Source organism: Nostoc sp. CALU 1950, from assembly GCF_051172895.1.
Taxonomy (GTDB): Bacteria; Cyanobacteriota; Cyanobacteriia; order Cyanobacteriales; family Nostocaceae; genus Nostoc; species Nostoc edaphicum_A.
Window position 1 is genome coordinate 68103 of the sequence record NZ_JBDNJQ010000009.1, and the last position, 15195, is coordinate 83297.

The 15195-nt window shown below is 42.9% G+C and carries 13 protein-coding genes; 12 read left to right on the plus strand and 1 reads right to left on the minus strand.

Annotated features, from left to right (window positions below; translation table 11 throughout):
- The first annotated feature begins 21 nt into the window (after nucleotides 1–21).
- The 7 genes from ABF638_RS04785 (at nucleotide 22) to ABF638_RS04815 (ending at nucleotide 9280) form a co-directional block, all read left to right on the plus strand.
- Entirely contained in the window at nucleotides 22–1377 is a 1356-nt protein-coding gene (locus tag ABF638_RS04785; protein ID WP_435020691.1) for an aldehyde dehydrogenase, read from the plus strand.
- Nucleotides 1378–1442: 65 nt separating this feature from the next.
- On the plus strand, nucleotides 1443–2867 hold the full coding sequence (locus ABF638_RS04790; protein WP_435020739.1) for a carotenoid oxygenase family protein: 1425 nt from the start codon (nucleotides 1443–1445) through the stop codon (nucleotides 2865–2867).
- Nucleotides 2868–2879: 12 nt separating this feature from the next.
- Nucleotides 2880–3824 (plus strand): DUF1702 family protein, encoded by a 945-nt coding sequence (locus ABF638_RS04795; RefSeq protein WP_435020693.1) that lies wholly within the window; start codon nucleotides 2880–2882, stop codon nucleotides 3822–3824.
- Between the two features lie 31 nt (nucleotides 3825–3855).
- A complete protein-coding gene (locus tag ABF638_RS04800; RefSeq protein ID WP_435020695.1) occupies nucleotides 3856–4779 on the plus strand; it encodes a DUF1702 family protein in 924 nt (307 codons plus the stop codon).
- 173 nt (nucleotides 4780–4952) lie between these two features.
- On the plus strand, nucleotides 4953–6926 hold the full coding sequence (locus ABF638_RS04805) for a calcium-binding protein (protein WP_435020697.1): 1974 nt from the start codon (nucleotides 4953–4955) through the stop codon (nucleotides 6924–6926).
- A gap of 224 nt (nucleotides 6927–7150) precedes the next feature.
- Nucleotides 7151–8305 carry a calcium-binding protein gene (locus tag ABF638_RS04810; protein ID WP_435020699.1) on the plus strand — a complete coding sequence of 385 codons (1155 nt, stop codon included), beginning with the start codon at nucleotides 7151–7153 and terminating at the stop codon, nucleotides 8303–8305.
- Nucleotides 8306–8359: 54 nt separating this feature from the next.
- Nucleotides 8360–9280, plus strand: a complete 921-nt coding sequence (locus ABF638_RS04815) for a DUF1702 family protein (RefSeq protein WP_435020701.1) — start codon at nucleotides 8360–8362, stop codon at nucleotides 9278–9280.
- Nucleotides 9281–9322: 42 nt separating this feature from the next.
- Here ABF638_RS04815 and ABF638_RS04820 read toward each other — a convergent pair whose 3' ends face one another.
- Nucleotides 9323–9490 carry a hypothetical protein gene (locus ABF638_RS04820; protein WP_435020703.1) on the minus strand — a complete coding sequence of 56 codons (168 nt, stop codon included), beginning with the start codon at nucleotides 9488–9490 and terminating at the stop codon, nucleotides 9323–9325.
- A gap of 133 nt (nucleotides 9491–9623) precedes the next feature.
- Here ABF638_RS04820 and ABF638_RS04825 point away from each other — a divergent pair, with 133 nt between their 5' ends.
- The 5 genes from ABF638_RS04825 to ABF638_RS04845 all read left to right on the plus strand — a co-directional run bounded on the left by ABF638_RS04825 (nucleotide 9624) and on the right by ABF638_RS04845 (nucleotide 14995).
- Nucleotides 9624–9983: a YciI family protein gene (locus ABF638_RS04825; protein ID WP_435020705.1), complete on the plus strand. Its 360-nt coding sequence runs from the start codon at nucleotides 9624–9626 to the stop codon at nucleotides 9981–9983.
- On the plus strand, nucleotides 9983–11218 hold the full coding sequence (locus ABF638_RS04830; RefSeq protein ID WP_435020707.1) for an RNA polymerase sigma factor: 1236 nt from the start codon (nucleotides 9983–9985) through the stop codon (nucleotides 11216–11218). The genes ABF638_RS04825 and ABF638_RS04830 overlap by 1 nt, the downstream gene beginning before the upstream one ends.
- 218 nt (nucleotides 11219–11436) lie before the next feature.
- Entirely contained in the window at nucleotides 11437–12243 is an 807-nt protein-coding gene (gene ntrB, locus ABF638_RS04835; RefSeq protein ID WP_435020708.1) for a nitrate ABC transporter permease, read from the plus strand.
- Nucleotides 12244–12297: 54 nt separating this feature from the next.
- Nucleotides 12298–13125, plus strand: a complete 828-nt coding sequence (locus ABF638_RS04840) for an ABC transporter ATP-binding protein (protein WP_435020709.1) — start codon at nucleotides 12298–12300, stop codon at nucleotides 13123–13125.
- Nucleotides 13126–13687: 562 nt separating this feature from the next.
- Nucleotides 13688–14995 (plus strand): CmpA/NrtA family ABC transporter substrate-binding protein, encoded by a 1308-nt coding sequence (locus tag ABF638_RS04845; protein WP_435020711.1) that lies wholly within the window; start codon nucleotides 13688–13690, stop codon nucleotides 14993–14995.
- Nucleotides 14996–15195 lie beyond the last annotated feature (200 nt).

The window sequence follows — 15195 nt, forward strand, 5'->3', positions numbered from 1 at the left end:
CTGTTTAACACCTAAAAAGCCATGCTAACTCAAGTAGATTATAATGAAATTGAATATCAGCAACAGTTTTTTCAGACTGGTGAAACCAAAAATATTGATTTTCGGATTCAACAACTGAAAATTCTTCAACAGGCAATTGAGAATAATAAAGATAATATTGTTCAAGCTTTAAAAGCTGATTTGCATAAATCAGGCTTTGAAGCTTATTTTGAAATAATTGGAGTTTTAGAAGAAATTAAATATGCTCTCAACAATATTAGAGCATGGACAAAACCACAGAAGGTTGCTACTCCTTTTTATCAGTTTCTTTCTTCTGCCCAAGTTCGTTCTGAACCTCTTGGTGTGATTCTGATTATTGGCCCTTGGAATTACCCATTTAATTTAATGTTTGCGCCATTGGTGGGTGCGATCGCTGCTGGTAATTGTGCGATTTTAAAACCATCAGAAATAGCTCCTTATACTTCTGAGGTCATAGAAAAAATAGTTCGCGAAAATTTCGATCCATCTTTTATTGAAGTGATTGAAGGCGGTATTGAAACCAGTCAAGAATTATTGTCACAAAATTTTGATCATATCTTTTTTACTGGTGGCACTGAAGTTGGTAAACTTGTAATGGCAGCCGCCGCTAAAAATCTAACTCCAGTTACCCTTGAGCTAGGTGGAAAAAGTCCTTGTATTGTTGATGAAAATATTCATCTTGAACATACAGCTAAAAGAATTGTTTGGGGTAAATTCTTTAATGCAGGTCAAACTTGTACTGCACCTGATTATCTGTTAGTAAATCGCAAAATTAAACAAGATTTATTGACTAACATTAAAAAACAAATACAAATTTTTTACGGCGACGAACCTTCAGTAAGTAAAAGCTATGCTAGAGTCATCAATCAAAAACATTTCCGCCGCCTTTCGGAATTGTTAGAAAGTGGTAATATTTTAGTGGGAGGCGAAACAAATTTAGAGAATCTTTATATTGCTCCTACTATTATCGATCAAGTCTCTTGGCAAGACAAGATCATGCAAGAGGAAATTTTTGGGCCGATTCTTCCTGTTATAGAATATACAGATTTATCAGAAGCGATCGCCCTTGTAAATCAACAACAAAAACCCCTTGCTTTATACTTCTTTTCTAGTAATAAAAAAAATCAAGAGCGGATTTTGCAAGAAACAGTCTCTGGTGGAGTCTGCATTAACGATACCGTTATGCATTTGACTGTTCCTTCTTTACCTTTTGGTGGAGTTGGTACTAGTGGAATGGGTCGTTATCATGGTAAAGCTGGCTTTGATAACTTTTCTTATCAAAGAGGCATATTAAATAAATCTTTTCTGATTGATTTGAAATGGAGATATCCTCCCTATCCAGAGAAAAAGAAACACTAAATAATAATATTCTCAACCAACTGATTCTGAATTTGTAATCTACTAATCAAGTAGTCTTGACTATGATCGTCGCAAAAGAAATTAGTCCCTATCTTACAGGTAACTTTTCTCCAATACAAACAGAAATCACAGCCAATGACCTTCCGATAATTGGAGAATTACCAACTGATTTATCAGGAATATTTGTCCGCAATGGCCCTAATCCCCAGTTTTCTCCCAAAGGTGATTACAAGTGGATTGATGGAGATGGGATGTTGCATGGGGTGGAGATTAATAATGGCAAAGCCACTTACCGCAACCGCTATGTCCAGACACGAGGATTTAAACTGGAACAGAAAGTAGGTCGAGCCGTCTGGACAAGTCTGATGGAATCGCCACAACTTCACAACCCTCCCAATAATCTTTTCAGTCCGTTCAAGAACACTGCTAACACTGGCATAGTGTGGCACGCAGGTCAACTATTGGCACTTTGGGAAGGAGCCGAACCATACGAAATTACCATACCTGACTTGACAACAATCGGGCCATTCACTTATGGAAATCAACTAAATTCTCCCTTCACCGCTCACCCCAAAGTTGATTTTGTAACTGGGGAAATGATGTTTTTTGGATATTCTCTACTAGAGCCACCTTATTTAAGGTACAGCGTGGTTTCATCTGAGGGAGAGTTACTAAGAACAGTTCCGATTGATTTGCCTACAGGGGTGATGATGCATGACTTTGCCATCACTGCAAATTACACAATATTCATGGATTTGCCCCTGACATTTAGCTTAGAAAGGCTACAACGCAGAAAACCAGCTTATATGTTTGAACCAAATCTGCCCAGCCGTTTTGGTATTATTTCCCGTCATAGCGATGGCAGAAATATCCGCTGGTTTGAAGTTTCTACCTGTTATGTTTTACATATTCTCAATGCCTATGAAACAGAAGAGGAAGTCGTTATCATTGCCTGTCGCACAGATGATGCTCAACTGCTGAACATACCGACGAAAACAAACTTACGTCACAATCAAATTAATAAACCGCAGTTATATGGCTGGCGATTCAATCTCCGCACAGGTGCAGTCCAAGAAGGAACAATTGATGATTTAGCTTCAGAATTTCCTAGTTTAAATCAGCAATTTGTCGGAAGACGGAATCGATACGGCTATACAGCCAGAATGGTGCCAGAACTGCTACCTGTATTTACTTTAGATGCACTCATTAAGTATGACTTTGCCAATGGTTATTCTCAAGTCCATGAGTGGGGGACTGGTCGCTATGGAGGAGAGGCAATATTTGTGCCCCGTTCCAACGCGACTCAAGAGGATGATGGTTGGTTGTTAACTTTCGTCTACGACACAGCTACAAAAACCTCAGAGCTAGTAGTGGTGAATGCCCAAGACATCGCAGATAAACCTGTAGCCCGCATTCTTCTACCCCAGCGAGTTCCTTACGGTTTCCACGGAACTTGGATTCCAGAAAAATCAATGCATCCAGCTTTTTAAATCAGGAGAAAGATGATGATTCAAGACGCTTGGCAATCAAGTTTGAATAAAGCGACACTACCGACAGATTTGATCGCTACTTGGGCTGAACGCGATGTGCAAGAAAGTGATGGTGGTATACAGAAACGATTAGAACAGGTTGGTCGTTCGTTAATGAAAGGATACCATACAGCTGTTACTGATGAATTAGAAGCGATCGCCCCCAAGTTAAATGAAATCGATGAGGAGTTGCGGGGATTTGCTTACGAAGGTGTCGGTATGGGACTAGCACAACGCGATTTTTTGACGCCTAGTAGCCAAAATCGGATAGCCACGTTTGTTGCAGGTGATGGTGCAGCTTATGCAAACATGGTTTATGTCGGTTTGGGTTTGATGTTAGCCAGAGTTGGGCGACCTATCGAACCGCATTTGCAAAGACTTGATAACGCTAAGGGTTGGTTATTAGTCGATGGCTACGGCTACTATCAAGGTATGTTCTACTGGCGAGACTCACTCAATCATCAGGTAATCTCGCAACCAATTTCTGGTTATACCCGCAGTGTCTTTGACCAAGGTTTAGGTCGCAGTATTTGGTTTGTCGATGGTGGCGATGTCAATCGCATCGCACGCACCATTGATGCCTTTTCACTCGATAGGCGAGAAGACTTGTGGGGCGGTGTAGGTTATGCCTGTGCTTACGCTGGTGGTGCAGAACGTGCAACCATAGAAGCCTTAGGAAATACAGCAGGTGCTTATCGCTTGCATTTAGCGCAGGGTACTGCTTACGCTGCTAAGTCCCGTCAATGTCTTGGCAACCAGTCAGTCTATACAGAATTGGCTTGTCAGGTGTTGTGGGGAGTGAGTGCTGATGCTGTGGCTGACAGTCTAGCTACTATTGGCGAAACTCCAGAATCTCGCTTATGGCAGCATTACCGGGCACGGATACCTCATCCAGTTAGAGCAACCTTAGCAGCTTAGTACCTATTGCTTCACAAGGATAATTTAGATAATGCAAATTAAAGCAAATGAGGCCAACGCCTTAATGGCTGATACTTGGGCCAAACGAGGAATTCAAAACAGCGATTCTGGAGTGCAAGAACGGTTAAGCAAGATTGGTAGTAGAGTTTTACAAGGATATCATGTAGCGATCGCTAGTGAAGATTTAAGAGCGATCGCTCCTAAAATGAATGAAATCGATGAAGAGTTGCGAGGATTTGCTTACGAAGGCGTGGGTATGGGTCTAGCGCAACGCGACTTACTCACACCCAGCAACGAAAATCGCATGGCAACTTTTGTTGCAGGTGATGGTGCACTTTATCATAACTGGGTTTATGTGGGTTTGGGTTTGATGTTGGCTCGTGCTGGACTGCCTATCAAGCCGCATTTAGAAAAACTCAACTTTGCTAGAAGTTGGTTAGCAGTCGATGGTTATGGCTACTATCAAGGTATGTTCCATTGGCAAGACTCACTTGATAATCAAGTCATCTCGGAACAAATTTCTAGTTATGCTCGCAGTGTTTTTGACCAAGGTTTGGGTCGCAGTATTTGGTTTATCGGTGGTGGCGATGTTAATCACATCGCACGCACCATTGATACCTTTGCACCAAATAGACGGCAAGACTTGTGGGGTGGTGTAGGTTATGCCTGTGCTTACGCTGGCGGCGCAGAACGTGCAACCATAGAAGCCCTAACAAATACAGCAGGTGTTTATCGATTTCAATTAGCCCAAGGAACAGCTTACGCTGCCAAGTCCCGTCAATCTCTTGGTAATCACTCAGTTTACACAGAATTAGCTTGTCAGGTGTTGTGGGGAATGGGTGTTGATGCTGTAGTTGAGAGTTTAGCGGTCAATGGCGAAGCACTAGAATCTCAGACTTGGCAACATTACCGAGCGCGTGTTTTTCATCCAGTTAGAACGACCCTATTTTTATAGTCAAAAAATATACATAGATATTTGCTATTGCCAGCGATCGTAATATTCAAGTAACTAACGAAGACGTGGTACTGTGGCGCTTGCTGATACAAATCGGCATCAGGACTACCGTACTGCTTAGACTTTAAGTTACACAGTAGATAACTTTACAACAGTCAAGAGGTAAATAACGTATGGCTCAGTTTTTTGGTAGTCCTAATGATGATACTTTTGTCGGTACTTTAGATGCTGACATCATCTATGGGTTAGACGGCAACGACACCATCTTCACCGAGACTGGTAACGATATTATTCTGGGTGGTAATGGCAATGACGATTTCACCGCTGGAGGTGGAGATGATTTTGTTGATGGCGGGGACGGAGACGAGCTATTTTTTGGTGACTTTGACCTCAACGAAGACTTAGACATCGGGAATCCTGGAAATGATACGCTCAACGGCGGTAATGGAAGAGATTTTTTCTTCGGTGGTGGGGGCAACGATAACTTAAATGGCGGATCTGGGAATGATGTCTTCTTTGCACAGGATGGCGATGACATCGTTAATGGTGATGATGGAAATGATGACTTTAATGGCGGAAATGGTAACGACATCCTTAATGGGGGTGAAGGTAACGATCGCGTCCTTGCCGGTGCAGGCAACGATAAAGTCATTGGTGGTTCCGGTAACGACCGACTTAATGGTGATAGCGGCAATGACACCCTTGACGGTGGTACTGGTAACGAAATTCTAATCGGGAATTCTGGTAACGACATACTCTTGGGTGGCGATGGTAACGATATATTATTTGGTTCTAACCCTTTCTCCACCCCCGCATCCGGCGAAGACACAGCTGAAATAGATACCCTAACAGGCGGTGCGGGTAACGATATCTTCTACTTGGGAGAGCAGAGGATTATCCGGGACTCCGAAGTCTTTTACGATGAGGGAGGTGACAGCGACTACGCTCTGATTACTGACTTTGAGCCTGGTAAAGACCGTATTGCACTACCTTCAAATCTCCAGTTTGTTCCTGGAGGTAATTACGGTATAGGTATAGCCCCTTCTAACCTCCCCCAAGGAACAGCAATCTATCACGAGGGTGACCTGATTGCTATTGTTGCAGGTGTTTTACCTCCAGCAATTACTAGTGGTAGCTTTCTCTTTGATATCGCTGATAGCCTAACCCAGACCTCGTTCAATGGCGATGAAAGCGACAATACCCTCGTTGGTACTTTGGGCAATGACACGATCTCTGGGTTAGGTGGCGATGATACCATCTTCACCGAGTCTGGCAATGACTTAATCTTTGGTGGTAGTGGAAATGATGATTTCACCGCCGGAGCCGGAGATGATGTCGTCAACGCGGGATCTGGAGATGACCTGGTTTTTGCGGACTTTGACCTCAATGAAGACTTAGACGTGGGTGAGGCTGGAAATGACACTGTTAACGGTGGTGATGGCAGAGATATTATATTTGGTGGAGGCGGCGACGATAAGTTAAACGGTAATGCCGGAAATGATGTCTTATTTGGGCAAGATGGAAATGATGTCCTCAAAGGCGGAAGTGGGGATGATGATTTTAATGGTGGAAATGGCGACGATATAATCCGTGGAGGAAATGGCAACGACCGAGCTCTTGCTGGTGCAGGTAATGATCAAGTTTTTGGTGGAAGTGGTTTTGATCGCCTGAATGGTGACAGCGGTAACGACACTATCAACGGTGGAGATGGGGATGACATCGTAATTGGCAATGCTGGCAGCGACATTCTCTTGGGTGGCAACGGCAATGATACATTCTTTGGAGCTAACCCCTTTTCGACACCAGAATCTGGCGAAGGCAAAAACGAGGTTGATATTTTAACTGGCGGCAGCGGTAGGGATATCTTCTTCCTGGGAGAAGAACGGATTATCCAAGACTCCGAAGTCTTCTACGACGATGCAGGGGATAATGACTATGCTCTGATTACTGACTTTAAGCCTGGTGAAGACCGTATTGGACTGCCTTCAAATCTCGGGTCTTTTCCTGGTGGTAACTTTAGTCTCGGTCTAACCCCTTCTAACTTCCCAGAAGGAACAGCAATTTACTTCCGGGGCGATCTGATTAGTATCGTTCAAGGTGTTTCGTTTGCAGAGTTATCGTCTAGCGATTCCTTTGTCTTCAGTTAGATAAGCTATTTTGCATTTAATTTTGATGCACTTTGTGCATCAAAATTAAAGTTTGCCATTCAAATCAGGTAATTTGAATGGCAACAAACAGCTTATATGCATGTCTATCTGAAATTAGATGAGTACGAGCATTTGGGTATAAAAGCCTGTATTCGTTGTTTGATAAGCTTTACAGGCTTTTTATTTTTTGAAATCGTTTAACTTTAGAGGGGAATTAGAGAGTTATGGCTACGATTATTATTCCAGCAACTGATAAAGATGATTTCATTCTCCAAGATGTTGGAAGTGATATAGCAGTTGATGGTCTTGGTGGAGACGACATAATTCTAGTGGGAAGTGGAAATGATGTCATTATTGGTGGAGATGGCAATGATTTCGTTTCTTCGGGAAGCGGAGATGATCTGGTTATAGCGGGAAAAGGCTCAGATACTATTTTTGTTGGTGATGGCGATGACTTAGTTTCTGCCTCAGAGGGAAATGATACTGTCATTGGTGGTAATGGTGATGATAAGCTTGTGGGCGGACTTGGACGTGACTTGCTGATTGGGGGAGATGGTGATGATATTCTCTTTGGAGATACTGATGTCATCGCTGGAAAGGGAGGCGCAGACAAAATTTTCGGTGGCGACGGCAATGATGAAATTGAAGCGGGTGCTGGGGACGATCTAGTCTATGGGGGTGCAGGCAGCGATCGCATTTCAGGAGGACGGGGTAATGACATCATTGAGGGCGGATCTGGTAATGACTTTGTAGAAGCTAGCAGTGGCAATGATTCGGTAAAAGGTGGAGGTGGAAATGATGTCCTCTTCGGTGCCGAAGGTAGCGATCAACTCTTTGGTGACTCAGGTGATGACAAACTTAATGGTGAAAAAGGCAACGATATTGTATCTGGTGGTGATGGGGATGATTTCCTTTTAGGTGGATCTGGAAATGACACATTAAGAGGAGATATAGGTAATGATCAGTTACTTGGTGCTGAGGGCGATGATGTACTAATTGGTGTTAATCCTGGGGGATTGCCAGGAACACCGATTTCTAACTTTGGTGTGGGTGAAATAGACTTTCTAATTGGAGGTGATGGTTCAGATAAATTTGTACTAGGTGACAACAATAATGTCTACTACGCTAACCCATTATTAGAGCAGGGATTAAAGGATTATGCTCTAATAGCTGATTTCAATACTACATCTGATAATATTCAGCTTTTTGGCAACTCAAATAATTATTTGCTACGCGAGTCGTTTGGTTCATTACCTACTGGAACATTGATTTTCTCTGTTGATCCTACATCTTCACCTGAACTTATCGGCATAATTCAGAATGTTTCGATCTCAGCTTTAAACCTAAACAATTCGAGTCAATTTACTTTTGTTTCCTAAGCTTTTGGCAAAAACTTAAGTAATTTTTGATGCTGCTTAAAAAGGAGAATCAAGATGATACAGGATGCTTGGCGAATCAGCGCAGATGAGGCTAGAGCACAAATGAAAGCTAATTTGCTCGGACGTAAAGTTGCAGTGAGGAATGCCAGAGTGCCACAGCGATTCGGACAGGTTGCTGAAGGAATGTGGCAGGGCTATCATGCAGCGATCGCCGATGAAGAACCAGAGGCTCTGGTAGCCAGGCTGAATGCAATAGAATCCGAGTTGTTTGGATTCGCCTTAGAGGGGGTAGGCATGGGTCTTGCCGAGTTGGATGCACTCAAGCCTAAGAAGCAGAATCGAGTGCAGGCATTTCTGGAAGGCGCTAGGACAGCTTATCAGACTATGGTATACTTAGGCGTGGGTTTAATGCTAGTTCGACGCGAACTGCCCATTGAGCCATATTTAACACAACTTAATCCCATAAGGAGTTGGCCGATAATTGATGGCTATGGCTTTAATCATGGTATATACCGATGGCGAGAATATATTGATGGTCAAGCTATTCCAAAGCAACTTGTCGGCTACGCTTGCCGCGTCTTTGACCAGGGTTTGGGTCGTAGCATCTGGTTGCTGGACGGTACTGATGTCACTCGGATATCAGTGACTGTAGGTGGTTTTTCCTCTATAAGACAAGCAGATATTTGGGGTGGTGTTGGTTACGCTTGTTCCTCAATCTGTGGTGCGGAACGTGCAACCATAGAAGCCTTAGGAACAGCAGCGGGGTCTTATCTATCTGAGTTGGCTAAGGGAGCAGCTTGTGCCGCCAAGTTTCGTAAACTGCTCGGTAACCCGGCAGGTTATACAGAATTTGTCCATGAGGTACTGTGTGAGATGGCAGGTGATACCAAGACTAAGGTTAGAGACATTCCAAATAACGAAGCAGAACCGAACCAACAAGTCTGGCAACACTACCGGGAGGTACTGTTAACTTAATTCAGCAGGAGTTACGCAGCTTAATTGAGATTCTCAGTATTGCTACAAACCCTCAGCGATCGCTATTGTTATGGGTTGGATGATGAAGCGCTTTTCAAAAGCCTTCCAATCTGCATAATTATAAATTTTGCTCGATGCACCACAAATCAAGAGTTTTCGGCTACTATTCTGGATGTGCTTTGGAAAATACCTGCCTTGATTAATAAGCACAGGACGATACCCAATAATTGGTGTTCACGAAAAAAATTTTGCGATTTCTGTCGAAATGTTCATAAATTACACGTCATATAATTGAGCGCGGAAAATACCAAACTCGAAATCAACTCACAACAAAGGAACTAACATGCAATACGCAATCCTAATCTACGAGAGCGAAACCGATTTCAATAATCGTACAGATGAACAGCACAAGGATGCTTATTGGGGCGCTTTCAGCTCCTACTCACAAGCTCTGGCTGAAGCTGGTGCAATTGCTGGCGGTGCTGCGCTCTATCAGCCTCATGCTGGTACAACAGTGCGATTGCGCGATGGTCAACGGCATGTCCAGGACGGGCCCTACGCCGACACCAAAGAGCAACTTGGCGGTTTCTACCTCATAGATGTACCAGATTTGGATGCAGCTCTGGATTGGGCGGCTCGTTGTCCGACAGCAGCTGACGGTGCGGTTGAAGTTAGACCTTTATTGCCAATGACTCAAGGCTAATGACTACTGTGAATGCACGTCAAGCCGCAGAACTCGCAGCACGTAACTCATACGGGCAATTAGTTGCATACCTGGCAGTTCGCACACATGATGTGGCTGCTGCGGAAGATGTGCTTGGCGATGCATTCCTGGCTGCGTTGAAAGCTTGGACAGAAAAAGGTGTCCCTGATAATCCAGAAGCATGGCTGCTGCTTACTGCACGGCGTCGCCTGATCGATGATGCCCGACACGCTAAGGTGAAAGCCTCAGCAGCCTATGCACTGAAGCTGATAGCTGATGATGTGCAACAGGAGACATCTTTAGAAGTTTTGTTCCCAGACGATCGCGTAAAGCTCCTATTTATCTGTGCCCACCCAGCGATTGATGCAGGTATCCGTACCCCTTTAATGCTGCAAACAGTGCTTGGGCTGAATGCTGCTCAGATTGCCTCAGCTTTTCTGATCGCCCCAGTAACAATGAGTCAACGGCTCGTCCGTGCCAAAGCTAAGATTCGAGATGCTGGTATTGCCTTCGAGTTGCCAGAAGCCAAAGATTTGGCGATGCGGTTGGATGCTGTGCTAGAGGCAATCTATGCTGCCTATAGTAATGGCTGGGAAAACGTGACTGGGGTCGATCCACGGCGTAAGGGTTTAACAGAAGAAGCAATCTGGTTGGCACGTCTGTGCGTACAACTCTTACCAGAAGAACCTGAAGCACGGGGGCTATTAGCGCTGATGTTACATTGTGAAGCGCGTCGTGATGCCCGTCGGACGAAAAACGGTGCTTATATTCCGCTTTTAGAGCAAGACGTTACACTTTGGTCGCAGCCAATGTTAAACGAGGCGGAGCGCGAACTTGCCGAAGCAGCAAAATTCAATCAGCTCGGAAAGTTTCAGTTGGAAGCTGCTATTCAATCGACACACGCTCAACGTAGAGTGACTGAGCGCACAGATTGGCAGACTTTAGCACTTTTATATGAAGGGTTGATTCAGTTTTCGCCAACACTGGGTGCTTTAGTTGGACATGCCGCAGCGATCGCAGAAGCCAAAGGGTTGGAACAAGGTCTGGCGCTCCTCGAAGCACTCCCTGCCGAGTCTGTCAAAAGTTATCAGCCATATTGGGCGCTCAAAGCTCACCTGCTTAAGCATTTGGGTCAGAATTCACAAGCTAAACAGGCTTACAGCCGTGCCATCGGTCTAGTAGAAGACCCAGCTATCCGCGAGTTTCTTGTTCGTCAATCTAGCGTTATCAGCTAATACGAATTTAAGTCGCGATCGCTCTCCCAAAAAGATTTGTATCATCAAACTGTAAAAAACAGAATAAATCAGAGGTAAAACAGATTTTATAGCTAAATTTGAGAGTTAAATTGTATACTTCATAAAACTTTAATTTGCTGTATTTATTCTTGTATTTTTTATCTAAATAGGCGCAATCTCAATGCAATTAGTATTGTTATACATAAGGATTTAACTCAATGTTCATAAACACTAAAAATGATATATACCATAGTTTTTACAAGCAATATAAAGAAATTATCCCTTCTGTTTTTGGCATCATAATTCTGTTAATTGTATGGTATTTAATCAGCTTAAATCCTGAAACATCACTGCCTTCTCCTTTTAAGGTTATAACTGATACCTGGGACTTAATTATCGATCCCTTTTTTAACAAGGGAGGTAATAACAAAGGATTGTTTTGGTTGGTTATTGACAGCCTTGGACGAGTGGTTTTTGGCTACTCACTAGCTGCCATAGTAGGTATTTTTGTTGGTTTTATTATTAGCTTGAACAAATTTACTAGACTTGCATTCGACCCAATTATCCAACTGTTGCGTCCGGTTGCGCCTCTGGCTTGGCTACCTCTTGCTCAGGCTATTTTCCTCAAACCCGATCCCTCAGCCATCTTTGTAATCTTTATCACGGCAATTTGGCCAATCATCCTTAATACTGCTTTGGGTGTGCAATTGATTCCTAGAGATTACACCAACGTTTCCAAGATTTTAGGACTCACAATTTTTGAGAACTTTTTTAAAATCTTACTGCCTGCTACACTTCCCTACATTTTTACAGGATTAAGAATTGCACTAGGTCTATCTTGGTTAGCTGTTGTTGCATCTGAGATGTTGCTTTCTTACGATGGAATTGGCTTTTTTATCGTCAATGCATACAACAACTCAGATATTAGTGAAATCATCTTGGCAATTATTTACTTGGGTGGAGTTGGTCTAATTCTAGACAAAATGATGGCTTATTTATCCTTAAAATTAACTCCACAAGAATAGCCTGCTTACAGAAAAAAATTATCAGCTATAAGACATAAGAGGAATATAATAGATATGTCTAGTTTTGTTGAAATTAAAGAGATAAAAAAGGAATTTAAACTATCGGATGGTAGTAAAAATATTGTCCTCCAAGATATTAACCTGAAAATCATACCGGGAGATTTTGTTTCCCTCATCGGTCATTCCGGTTGTGGTAAGTCTACCTTACTTAATATTGTGGCTGGCTTGGAGAAACCAACACAAGGCTATGTGGAAGTTGACGGTCAATTAGTACGCAGACCTGGTTCCGATCGGATGATGGTGTTTCAGAACTATTCCCTCTTACCTTGGTTAACTGCTTGGGACAATGTTGCCTTAGCTGTTGATAAGGTAATGCGTCATAAATCCAAGAAAGAACGCTATCAGCTAATTGCTGATTCTCTGGAAATGGTGGGGCTGAAAGATGCCATTCGCAAAAAACCAACACAACTTTCTGGCGGAATGAAGCAACGAGTGGCGCTAGCACGAGCCTTAGCGATTAAGCCCAAGCTGCTACTTTTGGATGAACCATTTGGAGCTTTGGATGCTTTGACTCGTAGTTCTCTGCAAACTGAGTTGATGCATATTTGTAATACAAACGATATCACTGCCATGATGGTTACTCATGATGTAGATGAAGCACTATTGCTCTCTAATCGCGTGGTAATGTTGAAAAATGGCCCTGGTGCAACCATCGATCAAGTTTTGGAAGTGCCTTTTGTATATCCTCGATTCCCGACGGAGATTATGGATAGTACTAAATATCATGCACTCCGGCATGAGATGATGCAATTTCTGCACAGACAGCAGCAGGTTAAATATATAGAAAGCCAAGTTTTAAGCGTTTTGCCTAAATCAGTTTAGACTCGATCACACAAACTTGGCTAGCACAATATCTAAGCTAGTAATGAAAAGTTTGTAGTAAGCACTTTAGTGCTTAGGAAATTAAGAGCTTTAGTCTTTAATTTTCTCCTAGTAGAATTCGTAATTACCACCATAACAGCATTTTAAATTACATAGTTAAAGTTGCTAGAAAACATGGGGATACTCTTATACCGAGATGCAATTTAAATAACGATTAGCTTATTACTATCAAAGTATATAGGACTCATATTTGATTTCTGAAACAACTCATTACAACTAAGAGGATGTTTGAAAAGTCCTCTTGTCGGTATCAAAAATTTTAGATCCCCCTAAATCCCCCTTAAAAAGGGGGACTTTGATTCCGGCTTCCCCCCTTTTGAAGGGGGGTTAGGGGGGATCTAAAAGTACCTAAAGTGACAGCGAAACACTTTTCAAACAACCTCTAAGAAGCCTTCTTGACTGTTGCCTATTGCCTATTGCCTATTACCTGCTTACGCAAATTAGTTCAGAAATCAAAGCGGATTCCTATATATATCTGTTTACTTGCAAGAGATGAATCGATATGGCAAAGCTTTCCAGACGCAAATTTTTAGCAACCACAGGTGCAGCAGCATTACTGACTCAAACCATAACCCATCGTGGCACTTCTGGCTCCCCTCTTACCCAGTTAAGTTCAGGTGTATATGCTGGTTATAGCGATACTCCTGAGGTGACAACCGCTAAACTGGGCTTCATCGCTGTTACCAGCTGCTCTCCTTTAATTATCGCCAAAGCTAAAGGCTTTTTTGCTAAGTATGGTATGCCTGATGTCCAGGTAAATAAGCAGGCTTCTTGGGCTGTTACGCGTGACAAACTGATGTTAAGTTCAGCCGATGGTGGCTTGGATGGTGCCCATTTACTCTTTCCCATGACATACCTGATTGCTACAGGAGAGATTACATACGGTCGTAAAATACCTATATATATCCTGGCTCGTTTAAATTTGAATGGACAAGGGATTTCACTTGCCAATGCCCATAAAAATTTAAATCTTGGTTTGGACAGTTTTGCCCTCAAATCAGCTTTGGCTCAGAAGGCGTTGAGTGGAGAAATCTCCCGCTTTGCTATTCCCTATCGACGGGTAACAGGAGATTTTTTCATGCGCTGGTGGCTTGCTTACGGCGGTATTGATCCGGAACGAGATGCATCCCTGATGGTGGTACCACCGCCTCAAATGGTAGCTAACATGCGCGGTGGGACGATGGATGGTTTTTGTGTGGTCGATCCTTGGCATCATCGTTTGATTAAACAGAAGCTTGGATACTCAGCTGTAACTAGTGGAGAGTTGTGGAACAATCACCCTGAAAAAGCACTCGCCATGCGTGGTAACTGGGTAGATAAGCATCCTAAGGCAGCTAAAGCACTGCTAGCTGCTGTTTTGGAAGCTCAGATATGGTGCGATCGCCCTGAAAATATGGAGGAAATGGTAAGGATTCTCTCACAACGCCAATGGATGGGAGTCAAAAGTGATTTACTTCGCGATCGCTTACTGGGCAAGTTTGATTATGGAAACGGTCGCGTTGTAGAAAATAGTCCTCATGCGATTAAGTTTTGGCGCAATAATGCTTCCTACCCTTACAAAAGCCATGATTTGTGGTTTTTAATCGAAGATATGCGATGGGGGTATCGTTCCCCAGAATTTCAGACTAAACCTTTAATTGAGGCTGTAAATCGCGAAGATTTGTGGCGAGAAGCAGCTAAACTTATTGGTCAAGAAAAAGCGATTCCACCAAATACATCACGGGGCATAGAGAAATTTTTTAATGGTCTGGAATTTGACCCTGAGAATCCTCAGGCTTATTTAAATGCTCCTACGATTAGAAAAGTTTAATGAGTTATTTACGACACAACATTATGTCAATTAAATCAAGCAGCGATCAACAAAGCTTTGAAGAAGCGTTGAATAAGTCAATTAAATCAACTTCAGAGCGTGTTCCTGACAAGACTTATCCGAAAATGGTAAATGTTACGTTAAAAGGATTTCAGCGATTATAAGGGAATGTGCGATGCCTGCGGCGGACTGCGCCTACG